Origin of the sequence: Janthinobacterium rivuli, from assembly GCF_009208735.1 — a bacterium.
Lineage (GTDB): Bacteria > Pseudomonadota > Gammaproteobacteria > Burkholderiales > Burkholderiaceae_D > Janthinobacterium.
Genome location: NZ_WFLJ01000001.1, coordinates 37,115 through 51,507 on the forward strand (window position 1 = coordinate 37,115; position 14,393 = coordinate 51,507).

General features: G+C 63.7%; 14 protein-coding genes and 1 riboswitch. Of the genes, 6 read left to right on the top strand and 8 right to left on the bottom strand.

Annotation, left to right across the window (positions count from 1 at the left end):
- The first annotated feature begins 3 nt into the window (after positions 1-3).
- Positions 4-1,995 carry an ATP-binding cassette domain-containing protein gene (locus GCN78_RS00190; RefSeq protein ID WP_152249762.1) on the top strand — a complete coding sequence of 664 codons (1,992 nt, stop codon included), beginning with the start codon at positions 4-6 and terminating at the stop codon, positions 1,993-1,995.
- Between the two features lie 41 nt (positions 1,996-2,036).
- On the opposite strand, the gene GCN78_RS00195 is transcribed toward GCN78_RS00190, so the two are convergent.
- The gene (locus GCN78_RS00195) at positions 2,037-2,519 is read right to left on the bottom strand and encodes a chemotaxis protein CheW (RefSeq protein ID WP_152249764.1); all 483 of its coding nucleotides are present in this window, start codon (positions 2,517-2,519) and stop codon (positions 2,037-2,039) included.
- Positions 2,520-2,715: 196 nt separating this feature from the next.
- Between GCN78_RS00195 and arfB the strand changes: the two genes are divergently transcribed.
- The gene (gene arfB / locus GCN78_RS00200) at positions 2,716-3,114 is read left to right on the top strand and encodes an alternative ribosome rescue aminoacyl-tRNA hydrolase ArfB (protein ID WP_034779396.1); all 399 of its coding nucleotides are present in this window, start codon (positions 2,716-2,718) and stop codon (positions 3,112-3,114) included.
- Here the strand turns inward: arfB and GCN78_RS00205 are convergent, their stop codons facing one another.
- A complete protein-coding gene (locus GCN78_RS00205; protein WP_226939386.1) occupies positions 3,115-4,974 on the bottom strand; it encodes a flagellar assembly protein A in 1,860 nt (619 codons plus the stop codon).
- A gap of 157 nt (positions 4,975-5,131) precedes the next feature.
- Positions 5,132-5,458, bottom strand: coding sequence for a hypothetical protein (locus GCN78_RS00210; protein ID WP_226939387.1), 327 nt, complete (start codon positions 5,456-5,458; stop codon positions 5,132-5,134).
- Positions 5,459-5,785: 327 nt separating this feature from the next.
- On the opposite strand from GCN78_RS00210, the gene ompR reads away from it, so the two are divergent.
- Together ompR and GCN78_RS00220 are read left to right on the top strand one after the other, a co-directional pair.
- On the top strand, positions 5,786-6,487 hold the full coding sequence (gene ompR, locus GCN78_RS00215; RefSeq protein ID WP_226939423.1) for an osmolarity response regulator transcription factor OmpR: 702 nt from the start codon (positions 5,786-5,788) through the stop codon (positions 6,485-6,487).
- 13 nt (positions 6,488-6,500) lie between these two features.
- Entirely contained in the window at positions 6,501-7,859 is a 1,359-nt protein-coding gene (locus GCN78_RS00220) for a sensor histidine kinase (RefSeq protein WP_152249772.1), read from the top strand.
- A 153-nt stretch (positions 7,860-8,012) separates the two neighbouring features.
- Here GCN78_RS00220 and GCN78_RS00225 read toward each other — a convergent pair whose 3' ends face one another.
- On the bottom strand, positions 8,013-8,492 hold the full coding sequence (locus tag GCN78_RS00225; protein WP_152249774.1) for an Imm26 family immunity protein: 480 nt from the start codon (positions 8,490-8,492) through the stop codon (positions 8,013-8,015).
- A 93-nt stretch (positions 8,493-8,585) separates the two neighbouring features.
- Complete coding sequence (locus GCN78_RS00230) at positions 8,586-8,891, bottom strand: ferritin family protein (protein ID WP_226939388.1); 306 nt, start codon at positions 8,889-8,891, stop codon at positions 8,586-8,588.
- Positions 8,892-9,033: 142 nt separating this feature from the next.
- Between GCN78_RS00230 and GCN78_RS00235 the strand changes: the two genes are divergently transcribed.
- On the top strand, positions 9,034-10,191 hold the full coding sequence (locus tag GCN78_RS00235; RefSeq protein WP_152249778.1) for an iron-containing alcohol dehydrogenase: 1,158 nt from the start codon (positions 9,034-9,036) through the stop codon (positions 10,189-10,191).
- A gap of 66 nt (positions 10,192-10,257) precedes the next feature.
- Positions 10,258-10,355: riboswitch (TPP riboswitch) on the top strand.
- A gap of 85 nt (positions 10,356-10,440) precedes the next feature.
- Positions 10,441-12,600 carry a TonB-dependent siderophore receptor gene (locus GCN78_RS00240; protein ID WP_152249780.1) on the top strand — a complete coding sequence of 720 codons (2,160 nt, stop codon included), beginning with the start codon at positions 10,441-10,443 and terminating at the stop codon, positions 12,598-12,600.
- Here the strand turns inward: GCN78_RS00240 and GCN78_RS00245 are convergent.
- The 3 genes from GCN78_RS00245 to GCN78_RS00255 all read right to left on the bottom strand — a co-directional run bounded on the left by GCN78_RS00245 (position 12,597) and on the right by GCN78_RS00255 (position 14,340).
- Positions 12,597-13,145 carry an AAA family ATPase gene (locus GCN78_RS00245; protein WP_152250257.1) on the bottom strand — a complete coding sequence of 183 codons (549 nt, stop codon included), beginning with the start codon at positions 13,143-13,145 and terminating at the stop codon, positions 12,597-12,599. The genes GCN78_RS00240 and GCN78_RS00245 overlap by 4 nt on opposite strands.
- Positions 13,145-13,756 carry a nicotinamide riboside transporter PnuC gene (gene pnuC / locus GCN78_RS00250; protein WP_152249782.1) on the bottom strand — a complete coding sequence of 204 codons (612 nt, stop codon included), beginning with the start codon at positions 13,754-13,756 and terminating at the stop codon, positions 13,145-13,147. Before pnuC ends, GCN78_RS00245 begins: the two co-directional genes overlap by 1 nt.
- A gap of 65 nt (positions 13,757-13,821) precedes the next feature.
- Positions 13,822-14,340, bottom strand: coding sequence for a DUF2867 domain-containing protein (locus GCN78_RS00255; protein ID WP_152249784.1), 519 nt, complete (start codon positions 14,338-14,340; stop codon positions 13,822-13,824).
- Positions 14,341-14,393 lie beyond the last annotated feature (53 nt).

Below are 14,393 nucleotides of genomic sequence, written 5' to 3' on the forward strand. Positions count from 1 at the left end.
AAAATGATACGTTTCCTACAAGTAAGCCTGATGCGCGGCATCAAACCGTTGCTCGAACAAGTCGATGTCACCCTCAATCCGGGCGACAAGATCGGCCTGATCGGCGCCAATGGCGCGGGCAAATCGAGCCTGTTCGCCATGATGCGTGGCGAATTGCACCCTGACCAGGGCGAGATCGATTTCCCGGCCAAGTGGCGCGTGGCTTACGTGGCGCAGGAAACGCCGCCGCTGGACCGTGCCGCGCTCGACTATGCGATCGATGGCGACATCACCCTGCGTAAACTCGAAGCGGAACTGGCGCGCCTGGAATCGGAACCGGCCACGTCGGAAAACGGCATCGCCATCGGCGAAATCTACAGCGCGCTGGCCGATGCCGACGCCTACACCGTGCAGTCGCGCGGCGAGCAATTGCTGCTGGGCCTGGGCTTTACCCTGGACCAGATGCAGCAACCGGTGGCGAGTTTCTCCGGCGGCTGGCGCATGCGGCTGAACCTGGCGCAAGCGCTGATGTGCCCGTCCGACCTGCTGCTGCTCGATGAACCGACCAACCACCTGGATCTGGACGCCATCATCTGGCTGGAAGACTGGCTCAAGCGCTACGCCGGTACCTTGCTGATCATTTCCCATGACCGCGACTTCCTCGATGAAGTCGTCAACGTCGTCGTGCACATCGACGAGCGCAAGCTGAAACGCTATTCGGGCAACTACTCGAGCTTCGAGCGTCAACGCGCGGCGCAGATGATCCTGGCCGCCGGCGCGCTGGAAAAGCAGCAGCGCAAGCGTGCCCACCTGGAATCGTTCGTGAACCGCTTCAAGGCGCAAGCGTCCAAAGCCCGCCAGGCGCAAAGCCGCATGAAGGCGCTGGCGAAGATGGAAGAACTGGCGCCATTGCGCGCCGCCGCCGAATTCTCGTTCGAATTCCGCGAACCTTTGAGCGCACCGAATCCGCTGCTGGTGATGGAAGACGTCGATGCGGGCTACAAGATCGAGAACGAAGCGACCGGCGACATCACGCACAAAACCATCGTCAACGGCATCAAGTTTTCGCTGCAGATCGGCCAGCGCATCGGCCTCCTGGGCCAGAACGGCGCCGGCAAATCGACCCTGATCAAGACCATCGCTGGCGAACTGATGCCTTTGAGCGGCGACGCCACCATGGGCAAGGGCCTCAACATCGGCTACTTCGCCCAGCACCAGGTGGAAATGCTGCGCCACGACGAATCGCCGCTGTGGCATCTGGCCAAGATCGCCCCGACCGTGCGCGAGCAGGAACTGCGCAACTTCCTCGGCGGCTTCAACTTCCCCGGCAACATGGTCACGGCCTCGATCGCGCCGTTCTCGGGCGGCGAAAAAGCCCGCCTGGCGCTGGCCCTGATCGTCTGGCAGCGTCCGAACCTGCTGCTGCTCGATGAACCGACCAACCATCTGGATCTGGAAACGCGCGAAGCGCTGACGGAAGCGCTGGCCCAGTTCGAAGGCACCCTGGTCGTCGTTTCCCATGATCGCCACCTGCTGCGCGCCACCACCGACGAATTCATCATCGTGGCCGACGGCAAGCTGCAACCGTTCGACGGCGACCTGGACGACTACAAGGACTGGCTGTTCAAGACCAAGCTGGGCAAGGGCACGGACGTGCTGCCGGCCGCCGGCAAGGCCAACAAGACGGACTTCCCCGTCGTTTCGCCGGTAGCCGCCGCCCCCGCCCCCGCCGCGCCCGTGCGCGACAAGCGCAAGGAAGCGGAAGAACGCCAGAAAACGGCCGCCCTGCGCAAGCCGATCGAAAACAAGCTCAAGCGCCAGGAAGAGCAGATCGCCAAGCGCAATGCGCAAAAGGCGGAAACCGACGCCAAGCTGGGCGAGCCAAGCATCTATGACGCGGCCAACAAGGCCAAGCTGAAGCAATTGCTGGCCGACCAGACCTTCTTCACCAAGGACCTGGCGCAGCTGGAAGCGGAATGGCTGGATTTGCAAGACCAACTCGAAAAGCTCGGTTAAGCAAGTAGCGACAAAAGACGACTCCCGGGTCGTCTTTTTTTTCAGGCCAGCTGCATGGGGCTGGGGCTGCGGATGGCCATCAGGCGGTCGATGTCGACGAGGATCAGGCGGCGGCCCGCCACCGTGCCCAGGCCCAGCAGGTAATCGGCTTCCGTCTCGCCCAAACCGGGCACGGCGGCGATGTCGGCTGGCGCCAGGCTGACGATATCGGTGACGCCATCGACCACCATGCCCATCACGCCATTGCTCAGCTGCAAGATGATCACGTCGGTGGCCGGATCGGGCGCGTCCTGGGCGCTGCCGAACGCGGCGCGCATGTCGACGATGGGGATGATCACGCCGCGCGAGACGGCGACGCTGCGCAGTACTTCCCCTTCCGAAGAGAAGCGGTCGAGTTCCTTCAGCGGGCGCAATTCCCGCACGCAGCGATAATCGAGGCCGTATTCCAGGCCGCCCAGCCGGAAGCTCAAGTACTGCGTCAGGTATTGCGCGGTGGTGGCGCCAGGCGTCGTCGTGGGCTGCATGGTGTTCCTTTCATCCGGTAAGCGCTGCCAGGATGCGCAGTGGCGCAACGTTGGCCCCATGCTAACCAGCATCGCCGCCGCCAGCGTTGAGAAAACTCAACTTTCCCGGAAGGCCAGCCTGTACCCGGCGCCCGGCCTTGCGCCGGCGCAGCCATCTTCCCTTACAATACCCACATCATTTCCCCACAGGCAGGCCATGCAACACCTCGTCAATCCCGCTGAAGTTGAATTTTCCGCCATCCGCGCCCAGGGCCCGGGCGGGCAGAACGTCAACAAGGTGTCCAGCGCCATCCATTTGCGCTTCCCCATCGCCGCCTCGTCGCTGCCGGAAGCGTACAAGGAACGGCTGCTGGCCCTGCGCGACAGCCGCATCAGCAAGGATGGCGTGCTGGTGCTCAAGGCGCAGCAGTCGCGCAGCCAGGAACAGAACAAGGAAGAAGCGTTGCGGCGCCTGCAGGAAATCATCGACAGCGTGACCTTCCTGCCCGCCGTGCGCCGCGCTACCAAACCCACGCGCAGCTCGCAGCGGCGCCGCCTCGACAGCAAGAGCACGCACAGCGTGCTCAAGCAATCGCGCGGCAAGGTGATCGACTGATCAGGGCGGTGGCTGGTAAGTCCAGTCCAGGCTGCCCGTGCTGTCGGCGAACACGGGCTGCGTGGCCGGCGTGGCGCTGCGCAGCAAGGCCTTGATTTCTTTCGGCGGCCGGTCGTAGACCTTGGCAGGGCCAGGCGGCACCACCATGGCGCGCACGGCCGTTTCGCCATCGACCAGGCCCAGGGTGCAGCGCGACTGGCCGGCCGTTGCCTGCCGCTCCTGGCGCAGCTGCGCCACCAGCGCCAGCATTTGCGCCTGCAGGATTTCCGACTGTTTCACTTCCACGCGCAGCCGCGCCACTTCCTTCAGCACGGGGGCGATGCGCGCGGCCAGCTTGTCGTACTGCAGCTGTTGCGCCGGCTGCAGCTGCAATTCGCCGCGTCGCAGCTGGCCCGCCAGGGTCAGGTAGTTGCGCACCTCGGGCAGTTGCGCGATGGCATCGATTTCCTGCTGGCGCTTGTGCTGCAACTGCTGGTAGTGCGCGGCCTTGGCCAGGCTTTCCCCGATCTTTTGCTCCAGCGCGCTCAAATCGGGCACGAGGGGAAACAGCAGCATCTCCACCTGCTTGCGGGGACCGGCGCTGCCGATGCGGATGGTGCGCGCCGCCACAGCGCAGCCTTCGGCCAGTTCAATGACGACCTCGTCGGCAATGATCTCGCAATTGCTGGCGCTGTCGATCACCACGCGCGTACCGGCGATGACGCAGCTTTCGGCGCGCTTCACATGCACTTCGCCGCTCAACGCCTGCAGCACGGAACCGGAAGCGACGCCCTCGACGCGCACGTCGCCGTGTTCATTGAACGCCGTGCCGCCCACCAGGTTGCGCTGCAACCAGATCAGCCCGCCATGCGAGTGCAGATGGCCATACACGTCGCCATGGATGGTGATGTCGCTGCCGTCGAGCTGGCGCTGCTCCTGCACTTCGCCATACTCTTCGTAGGCGGCGCGCAGCTTCAAATTGCCCGTGGTGCGGCTGCTGACGCCTTCGCGGCTGACGATCTTGTTTTCGATCGACATCTTGCCGTGCTCATCGACATTCACATAGCCATCCTGGGTGGCGACGAGGAAATCGCCATCGCTGAAATGCTCGACCGCCGTGCCTGTCCCCGCCACCGTGGCCAGGTCCAGCTCCAGCGGCGCGGGCGGCGGCAGCGCCGTGCCGGCCAGGTCATAGCCGGGCAAGCCGGGAGTCCCCGGCAGCAGACGCAGCAGGCGCGCGTGCTTCTTGACTTGCGGAAAGCGGTTCTTGAAGCTGAGCAAATCGAGGCGGCCATCGGAGCGTTCGCGCGGCGCATCGTCGCGGTGGATGCCTAGCGACACTTCCACCAGCTGGGCGTCGCGCCCCGGCTGCGGCGGCAACACCCGCGCCACCGTGATGCGCTCGGCCTTGCCGCTGGCGAGCATGGCGCGCACGGCCGTGCCATCAATGCCGTAGTGCACGCCCTTGCACCACAGGTCGGCCACCAGCTCGTCAAACTCGCGACGCGCCGGCACCTGTCCATCCGCATCGGCGGACAAGGCTTCAAAGCAAAACTCGGCGCTGTCGCCGCGGATCTTGACCTGTTGATACAGCGCGCGGCGCGCGGGCGGGAATGGCGCCACGCGCGCGGCGATGCGCAACAAGGCGTCGCCCTTGGGCGCGGCCCGGGGCGCGGGGGCATGAAACAGGGTCAGCAGGAACAAACCGTAGTCGAGGCCGGCCAGCAGCCGGCCCGACTGGAACAACTGGTCGACGGCGATGCGCAACTGCGACGGCACCAGCGACAAGTCCAGGAACACCCCCTCGTCGCGCTGGACCAGGCCGCGCGGCAAGCCGCCTGCGGGGGCCGCATCAGGAACCGGTGTGTCGTCATCGCTCACGCCTTGCCTCCCCAAACAACAAATTCAGAGAATTGTCTCAGTGCACTAGAACAATATCACGGGGCGTGGCGGTGTGCGTGACTTGGCAAAAATGTGCTTGCCAGATGCAAACAGGGCCATGTCTTGCGAGATGGCCCTGTCGGAGGGGGATGGCTGCCTAGCGGCGAGGCGGGTTGGAATAGATATCCTGGCCCACTTCGTTGATCTGGCGGCGCAGGTCGCGGCGCTCGTCGGGCGTCATGCGGCCCGTGCGGCGCGACGCCTCGGCGCCTTCGTTGGCGCGGCGCTGCTCTTCGGCGCGCGTGTCGAAACTGCGTGCGTCACGCTGTTCGCGCAAGCGCGTATCATTGCTATTGCTGCGTTGTACCTGTTCATACCGCTGAGCCTGCATTTGCTGCTGGTCGTCACGGCGTGGCGGCGGCTGGTTTTGCGCCGACGCCAGGCTGGCGCCAAACACGCAGCAAACGGCAAATGCGGACAGCACAGTCGTACGTGCAGCAATAGCTGCGCTGGGAGCGGCGTGAATTTTTTTAGTAAAGATATTCATTGAGTTCCTCTTCCGCGATGCCGTATACACTTAAAGCTGATTTCCACTGTGGCCCCAGTGTATGATGCTTTACACGGTGCAGTAAGAGTAATTGGGTAAAGTTTGTAACACTTTGTAATGGGTCGCCACAGCCCCTTGCCGACGCCGCGCGAGGCGTTACTATAGCAACTAATATAAGATAACACGACACCCTAAATGACCACAACCTCCACTTCCGGCAGCAATACAACCACGCAATCGATCCATGGCCACCAGGCAAAAATCATGGTCGTCGATGACGATGTGCGCCTGCGCGACCTGCTGCGCCGCTACCTGACCGAACAGGGTTTCAATGTCTTCACGGCAGAGAGCGCGACGGCCATGAACAAGCTGTGGCTGCGCGAACGCTACGACTTGCTGGTGCTCGACCTGATGCTGCCGGGCGAAGATGGCCTGTCGATCTGCCGCCGCCTGCGCGGCGCGGGCGACCAGACGCCGATCATCATGCTGACGGCCAAGGGCGAAGACGTGGATCGCATCGTGGGCCTGGAAATGGGTGCCGACGATTACCTGCCGAAGCCGTTCAATCCGCGCGAACTGGTGGCCCGCATCGGCGCCGTGCTGCGCCGCAAGGGTCCCGATGAAATCCCGGGCGCGCCGTCGGAAACGCCGCAAACCTTCGAATTCGGCGACTTCGTGCTGGATCTGGGCACGCGTACCCTGAAAAAGAATGGCGATACGGTGCCGCTGACGACCGGTGAGTTTTCTGTGCTGAAAGTGTTTGCCCGCCATGCGCGCCAGCCGCTGTCGCGCGAGAAACTGATGGAACTGGCGCGCGGGCGCGAATACGAAGTGTTCGACCGCAGCCTGGACGTGCAAATCTCGCGCCTGCGCAAGCTGATCGAACCCGATCCGTCGAGTCCGCTGTTCATCCAGACCGTGTGGGGCCTCGGCTACGTCTTCATCCCGGACGGACAGCCGCGCTGATCGCTGGCGAGGCATGATGAAGCTTTTTCCCGATATCAGCCTGGCGCGGCTGAAAAGCGGCTTGTTCTGGCGCACCTTTTTGCTGCTCGGCACCTTGACCACGGTCAGCATGATCGCCTGGTTCAGCATGATTTCCTTCATCCAGCGCGAGCCGCAGGCGCAGCAGATTTCCGCCCAGATCATTTCCGTCGTCACCATCACGCATGCGGCACTGACGCACTCGGCGCCCGAGCTGCGGCGCGAGCTGTTGTTCGACCTCGTCAGCAATGAAGGCATCCGCATCTTCTCGCTGGAAGAGGACGACCGCATCGAGCCGCCGCCCGACAATTACCTGATGCCCGAGATCGAGGCGCTGGTGAAGGCCAAGCTGGGCAAGGACACGCGCTTTTCCGCGCGCGTCAACGGCGTGGCCGGCTTCTGGGTCAGCTTCAAGATCGACGACGACGAGTACTGGCTGATGCTGGACCGCGAGCGCCTGCGCGGCCTGACGGGCTTCCAGTGGCTGGGCTGGGCCAGCCTGGTGTCGCTGCTGTCCCTGCTGGGCGCGGCCATCATTTCCAGCCTGATCAATCTGCCGCTGTCGCGCCTGACGGCGGCCGCGCGCGACATCGCCAAGGGCAAGCAGCCGGCGCCGCTGCCGGAAAAGGGCCCGATCGAAATCATCGAGGCGAACCGCAGCTTCAACCAGATGGTCGACGATCTGAAACAGGTGGAATCGGACCGCGCCGTGATCCTGGCCGGCATTTCGCACGACTTGCGCACGCCGCTGGCGCGCATGCAGCTGGAAGTGGAAATGGCCAACCTGTCGGACGAGGCGCGCGAGGGCATCCAGTCCGATATCGGGCAAATGGACGCCATCATCGGCCAGTTCCTCGACTATGCCAAGCCGACGGAAACGTCGAGTTTTACCGATGTCGACCTCAGCGGCTTGCTGACCGACATGACGCGCGAAGCGATGCGCCTGCCGGACGTGAAGATCAACGCCAGCATCGCCGACGGCGCGCATGCGATGGGCAACCCCACCGATCTGCGCCGCGTGCTGAACAACCTGATCGAGAATGCGCGCCGCTATGGCAAGACGCCGGGCAGCGACGTGACGGAGATCGACATCGCCTGCCAGGTGCGCACCAGCCACGGCGCGAAAAAGGTCATCATCGAGGTGCAGGACCACGGCACGGGCGTGCCGGCGGAAAAGATCGAGCAGCTGATGAAGCCGTTCACCCGCCTCGACACGGCACGTGGACAGGCAAATGGCGCCGGACTGGGCCTGGCCATCGTCGACCGCGTGCTGCTGCGCCATGGCGCCGAATTGCAGGTGCGCAACCGCGAAGGCGGCGGCCTGGCGTTTCAGATCAGCTTGCCAGCGGTGTAAAAATAATCGGGCCTGCTCACTCCGGTGTTTGCGCCAGCGGTGCAGGCGATGTAGGTCGGATTAGCGGAAACCGCGTAATCCGACAAGAACAGCCAACAATGTTGTCGGATTACGGCCTTACGGCCTAATCCGACCTACGCCGCCCGATAACGGTCAAGCGGACGCCTGTTCCTGCGCCAGCAATTTATTCATCAACAATTCCGTCGCCCCATAGCCGTACAGGGAATCGCTTTCCATGCCCGGGGTATCGAAGGGGATCGATTCTTCGCGGTTCAGCTTGGCGGGGTCGGCGTCCGCATAGCTGGCGCGCCAGGCGCGCTGCAAGGATTCATTGCGGCGGATAAACGCCGGCATGGGCCAGGCATCGCGTTCCCAGTGAGCGCTGTCGCCCAGCAGGGGCCAGCGCTCGTTGAGCAGGGCCATGTCGCCCGTGCGCAGGCGGCGCACGGCCTGTTCCGGCCGCAAGCCTTCCAGCTCTTCCAGCGTGGGCAAGCTGTCGCGCTTCGGCCCGAACATATACGCCAGCATGATGCGCCCGGCAGGCGCCCGGCGCGCCACCACGCCGACGGCATAGCCGCCGCCCGGCAGGGGCACGGCAAACCAGCTGCCTTCTCGGTATGGTAATGATTTCATGTCTGTAAACTCCCCCAAAATCGTGTTCGGGGCACAGTCTACGCGAAACGAGGCAAATGTGGCGTATGGTACGTGACAGCAACAAACCAATAGTTACAATATTTTCTCGTCATAGTGATACTGGGCAACAATTGGCCCCGCCTTGAACAGCGCTTCCTTCATGGCCGTATCCAGGCGCGCATCGCGGCGGCGCATCCATTCGAGCAGCATGGCCGCTTCCTTGCGGCTGGTGTCGCCCGCATGCGCGAGCACGCGGCGCAGTTCCGGGTCCGTGCACGCCTCGAAGCGCTGGCTGTTCAAGTCCAGCGCCTGCAGCGCGGCGATGGTGGCGCCGATGGCGCGGTGCATATCGAGCGCGGTGGCCGGCAGGCCCGCTTCTTCCAGTGGGACGGTGGTCATGCGCATTCCTTTTCGCGTGGTGGTGACATCGGCTGCATTCTCCACCGCGCAGGCGAAAAGCTCAAGCGTTCACGACACGTTTCCACCTGTTCGGCCATAATCATGGCTCAGCAGCAGCCTAAACCTCAGCGGCAGGAGCCCCATGTTCAATTTCGACTTTTACAATCCGACGCAAATCCTCTTCGGCCAGGGCCAGATCGCCGCCATCGCCAGCCTGATCCCGCCGCAGGCCAGAGTGCTCATGACGTATGGCGGCGGCAGCATCAAACAGAACGGCGTCTACGATGAAGTCAAGGCGGCGCTGGCCGGCCATACGGTGCTCGAATTTGCCGGCATCGAACCCAATCCCAGCTATGAAACCCTGATGCAGGCCGTGGCCCTTGTGAAAAGCGAGCGCATCGATTTCCTGCTGGCCGTCGGCGGCGGTTCCGTGGTCGACGGCACCAAGTTCATCGCCGCGGCCGCCCTGCATGAGGGCGAGGCGTGGGACATCCTGGCGAAAGGCGGCAAGATCGTCGAGGCCGCCCTGCCCTTCGGCACGGTCCTGACCTTGCCGGCCACGGGTTCCGAAATGAATGGCTCGGCCGTGATCACGCGCAAGGCCACGCAGGAAAAGCGCTCGTTCATGAGCCGCAAGGTCTATCCGAAATTCTCCGTACTGGATCCGTCGAAGACGTTCACATTGCCGCTGCGCCAGGTGGGCAATGGCGTCGTCGATGCATTCGCGCACGTCATGGAACAGTATTTGACCTACCCCGTCAACGCGTCCGTACAAGACCGCTTCGCCGAAGGCATCCTGCTGACCCTGATCGAGGAAGGCCCGAAGGCCCTGTCGCATCCGGACGACTACGACGTGCGCGCCAACGTGATGTGGAGCGCCACCCTGGCCTTGAACGGCCTGATCGGCGTGGGCGTGCCGCAGGACTGGTCCACGCACGCCATCGGCCACGAATTGACGGCCTTGTACGAGCTCGACCATGCGCAAACCCTGGCCATCATCCTGCCCAGCATGTTGCGCGTGCGCAAACAAGCCAAGCGCGCCAAGCTGCTGCAATACGCGGCCCGCGTGTGGGGCCTCGATGGCGGCGACGAGGATGGCCGCATCGAAGCGGCCATCGCGCGCACGGAATTCTTCTTCCGCCACATGGGCGTCAAGACGCGCCTGGCCGACTATGGCCTCAACCACGCCAGCGTGGACGCCGTCGTGGCCGCGCTGGAAGCGCACGGCATGACGGCGCTGGGCGAACAGCGCGAAGTGACGCCCGCCGTCAGCCGCAAGGTGCTGGAACTCAGCTTGTAGATTCGCACCACACTGTTGTAAAACGGTCGGCCAGGGGGACAGCCGGCCGTGGTTCATGCTAAGCTGTCGTTTCGCTAGGGGTCCTGGAGCAGTCATCCGGGTGAGAGATACCCTTCGTACCTGATCTGGATAATGCCAGCGAAGGAAAGCGCAAAGTACCTCCCTCCTTTGATAGCTCCTGCGTTGGCGCCAGCCGAACAAGCAGCCTGCCGTGCTCGTTACCGAGTCGGCTTGAACCACGAGCAATCTATGTCCACACCGAATTTATCTGCGCATTTTTCCCGTCCTGTATTGACCCTGGCCATCCTGCACGCGTTTGCCGCGCCCGCCCTGGCTTCCGACGCATCCGACCCGCAGGCCCAGAGCATGGCCGAAGTCGTCGTCACGGCCAGCAAGGCGCCGGCCGCCAAGCGCGCCTCCGTCGGCGGCTTCAGTGACGCGCCGCTGCTGCAGACGCCCGCGTCCGTCACCGTCATTTCGCAAAAAGACATGCAGGATTTACAGATCCGCAACCTCAGCGACGCCGTCAAGCTCGACACCAGCATCAACGACGCCTACAACGCCGTCGGCTATGCGGAACAGTTTTCCATCCGCGGCTTCAAGCTCGACAACAATTCCAGCTACCGCAAGGATGGCGTGGCCATTCCTGGCGACACGCAAATCCCGCTGGAAAACAAGGAACGCATCGAAGTGCTGAAGGGCCTGGCAGGCTTGCAGGCAGGCGTGGCCGCGCCCGGCGGCGTGATCGACTTCATCGTCAAGCGCCCCACGGACACCCCGCTGCGCACGGTCACCGTGGAAACGCGCGAACGGGGCACGCTGTACGGCGCCGTCGACCTGGGCGGCCGCCTGGAAGACACGCGCTTCGGCTACCGGGTCAACGTGGCGGCCGAACGCCTGCGCTCCTACATCAAGGGCGCGGACGGCAACCGTAAATTCATTTCCGGCGCCTTCGACTGGCAGATTTCGCCGCAGGCCCTGCTGCAAATCGATGCCGATTACCAGGACAAGGCGCAGGCGACGGCGCCCGGCTTTCAGCTGCTGAACAATAAAACCTTGCCGACCGGCATCAGCGCCGACGCCATGCTCAACCTGCAGCCCTGGACGCGCCCCGTGGAAACCGCCACCAGCAATCTCGGCCTGCGCTTCCAGTACGCCTTCAATGACGACTGGCACGCCACCCTGTCGGCCAACCAGCACTCGTTCAAGCGCGACGACTACACTGCCTTCCCGTATGGCTGCAGCGGACAGGACCTGTACCCCGGCTTCTGCGGCAATGGCGACTACGACGTATACGACTACCGTAGCCTGGGCGAGACGAAAAAGCCGCTGAGCGCGCAAGCCATGATCCAGGGCAAGTTCGCCACCGGCGCCCTGCGCCATGAATTCACGGCCGGCGTCTCGACCTTCCGCCGCAAGGACCGCGCCGGCCTGTACGTGTACGACTGGGTGGGCGTGAGCAACATCTACCAGCCGCAGATCGTCGGCACTTCGCCCGGCGTCACGGGCCCCGTGCGCCTGGTGCGCAAGGATACGGAAAACGCCGTCTTCGTGCAGGATATCGTCAGCCTGACGCCGAACTGGAAGCTGCATGGCGGCTTGCGTCATATCAACGTCGATGGCTATCAGTATGTACTGAAGGCCGACACGGAAATCCGCGCCAAGCACAACTTCCTGCTGCCCAACGTGTCGCTCGTCTACACCCCGCTCGACAATGTCTCCGTGTATGCGGCCTATTCGCAGGGCATGGAACATGGCGGCACGGCCGACCGCAAGGCGCTCAATGCCAACGTGGAATTGACGCCCAGCCGCTCCAAGCAGATCGAACTGGGCGCGAAGATGGACGTGACGCCGGATTTCATGCTGGCGGCCAGCCTGTTCCAGATCCGCAAGGGCCTGGAATTCAACCAGTACGTCGACAGCACCGCCTATAACTTCGTGCGCGAAGGCCAGGCCCAGCACCGTGGCCTGGAATTGTCAGCCCAGGGCAAGGCATCGTCCAACCTGAGCCTGGGCGCGTCCGTGACGGCCTTGAACAGCCAGCAGTCGGGCACGGGCAATGCCGACCTCGACGGCAAGCGCGTGCCCAACGTGCCCGCCTTCAAGGCGGCCGTGCATGCGGACTACGCCGTGCAACAGGTGGCGGGCTTAAGCGTGAATGGCAGCTGGGAATATGCGGGCAAGAAAGCGTTTGAGTACAACAACACGACCTTCGTGCCGTCGTACCACGTCTTCAACCTGGGCGCCGCCTGGGCCACGCGCATCGCCGGCACGCGCGCCGTACTGCGCGCCAGCATCAACAACGTGGCCGACAAGTTCTACTGGCGCGACGTGACGCCGGAATCGGACGGCTATCTGTATCCGGGCGCCAGCCGGACCTTCAAGGTGTCGGCGCAGTTCGACTTTTAATTGAGGGAAATGGCAGGCGCCATAGCAAGCGCCTGCCGCAGCAAAGGCGCCGCCTGTTCCAGGCGCGCCTCGAGGCTGTCGTGCAGCACGTGGTAGGCGATGCCGCGCGCGTCGAGCTCGTCGAGCAGATAGCGGTAGATCAGCTGGCGCACGGCTTCCGACTCGCGCTGCAAGCCGTCGGCCACCCACGGGCTGTCGGGCGCCGTCACCAGGGTCACATCGTAACGCGTGGCATCGGCCAGCGCCGCCAGCGGCGCATCGGCGCCGGCGAAATAATGGCGGCTGTAGACCAGCGTCATCAACGGCGTCGTATCGCAAAACAGATAGTTCCGTGCTTGCGCGACGGCCGCCGCTTCGCGTTCAACTTGCATACGCGCAATACCATACTGGTCGGCCGCGACGGGCACCCTGCCCTGCGTCTCGACGAATTCACGCAAGTATTCGGGCACCCACACGCTGCCATGGCGCTCGGCCAGGGCCGCCGCCAGGGTCGACTTGCCCGACGATTCCGCACCCAGGATCGCCACGCGCACGCAACGCTTCATCACTTGAGGACCATGGCGCTCGGCGCGGCCGGTGCCGACTTCTTCCACGCCAGCAAGCCGATGACGGCCATCACGACGAAGAAGGCGTACAGCACGGCCGTCAGGGTCAGGCCCTTGTGCACATACAGCCACACGTACAGCACGTCGACGACGATCCAGGCGATCCAGTTTTCCAGCTTCTTGCGCGACAGCAGGAACTGGCCCACCAGGCTGCCGGCCGTGAGGAAACCGTCCGCATGCGGCACGTCCGTGTCCGTCGTCGTCAGCAGCCAGGCGATCAGCAGGAAACCCACCAGCCAGCCAGCGGCGCAGGCCAGCCAGCCGCGGCCATCGAGGCGCGTGACGGGCAGGGTCTTGCCGCCGCTGGCCGGATGCAGCCACTGATACCAGCCCCAGAACGAGACGCTGATGAACAGCAGTTGCAAGGCCATGTCGCCATACAGGCGCGATTCGAAAAACACGAAACCGTAGGCGGCCGAGGAAATGATGGCGAACAGCCACGCCCAGTGATTCTGGCGGATGTTCAGCGCAACGGTTGTCAGTGCCAGGACAAAGGAAATCAGTTCAAGCGGCGTGGTGGCAAAACCCAGCAGGAGAAGCGTATCGTTCATGGGAATCGTGATGAGGCTGGTGGTGCAGTATGCAATACCAGCCATGAATAAGCAAGATTGCCCGCTCAGGCCAAGCCCCCCTTGACGGCGCGCGCCAGTGAACGTCGCACGATCAGCTTGTGGAAGGGCCGGATCAGCAGGATATAGGCGCGCCCCACCCAGTTATGGCAATGCACGACGCTGGACATGGTGATGCTGCCATGGGGCCCCGCATCGCGGTTGCGCAGCACCGACAGGCGGAAATCGAGGTGGCTGTCATCCTCGCCCACGATGATCTCGTCGTCGCTGACGGCATAGATGCGGAAGATGCCGATGCGTTTGCCTGGTTTGGCTTCCATCTGCCTGGCCGTCTGGATGCCGAAGCGCGCCACGATGGCGTCGCGCAGCACCATCAGCTTGCGCGCCCAGCCCGGCTGGCTGCCCAGCAGCACGCGCGCCAGGCTGTGCATGTCCATCTGGCGCGCCTGCGCGGTGGGCAAGTCGACGGCATACGCATCGGCCAGGTTGCTGCCCGGGTACAGGGGGGCGATGCTGGCGCCCGGCGGCAAGGCCACGGCGCGTACCACGTTGTTCATCTCTTGCATGCGATCTCCATGTGTTCAGTGATAACATGGCCATCATACACGACAATGTGAAC

Bases quoted from the DNA above. Each gene is read 5' to 3' on its own strand.
- GCN78_RS00190 (WP_152249762.1), top strand. From the start codon at position 4: ATGATACGTTTCCTACAAGTAAGCCTGATGCGCGGCATCAAACCGTTG.
- GCN78_RS00195 (WP_152249764.1), bottom strand. From the start codon at position 2,519: ATGCAGCCCACGACGACGCCTGGCGCCACCACCGCGCAATACCTGACG.
- arfB (WP_034779396.1), top strand. From the start codon at position 2,716: ATGCAACACCTCGTCAATCCCGCTGAAGTTGAATTTTCCGCCATCCGC.
- ompR (WP_226939423.1), top strand. From the start codon at position 5,786: ATGGTCGTCGATGACGATGTGCGCCTGCGCGACCTGCTGCGCCGCTAC.
- GCN78_RS00220 (WP_152249772.1), top strand. From the start codon at position 6,501: ATGATGAAGCTTTTTCCCGATATCAGCCTGGCGCGGCTGAAAAGCGGC.
- GCN78_RS00225 (WP_152249774.1), bottom strand. From the start codon at position 8,492: ATGAAATCATTACCATACCGAGAAGGCAGCTGGTTTGCCGTGCCCCTG.
- GCN78_RS00230 (WP_226939388.1), bottom strand. From the start codon at position 8,891: ATGACCACCGTCCCACTGGAAGAAGCGGGCCTGCCGGCCACCGCGCTC.
- GCN78_RS00235 (WP_152249778.1), top strand. From the start codon at position 9,034: ATGTTCAATTTCGACTTTTACAATCCGACGCAAATCCTCTTCGGCCAG.
- GCN78_RS00240 (WP_152249780.1), top strand. From the start codon at position 10,441: ATGTCCACACCGAATTTATCTGCGCATTTTTCCCGTCCTGTATTGACC.
- GCN78_RS00245 (WP_152250257.1), bottom strand. From the start codon at position 13,145: ATGAAGCGTTGCGTGCGCGTGGCGATCCTGGGTGCGGAATCGTCGGGC.
- pnuC (WP_152249782.1), bottom strand. From the start codon at position 13,756: ATGAACGATACGCTTCTCCTGCTGGGTTTTGCCACCACGCCGCTTGAA.
- GCN78_RS00255 (WP_152249784.1), bottom strand. From the start codon at position 14,340: ATGCAAGAGATGAACAACGTGGTACGCGCCGTGGCCTTGCCGCCGGGC.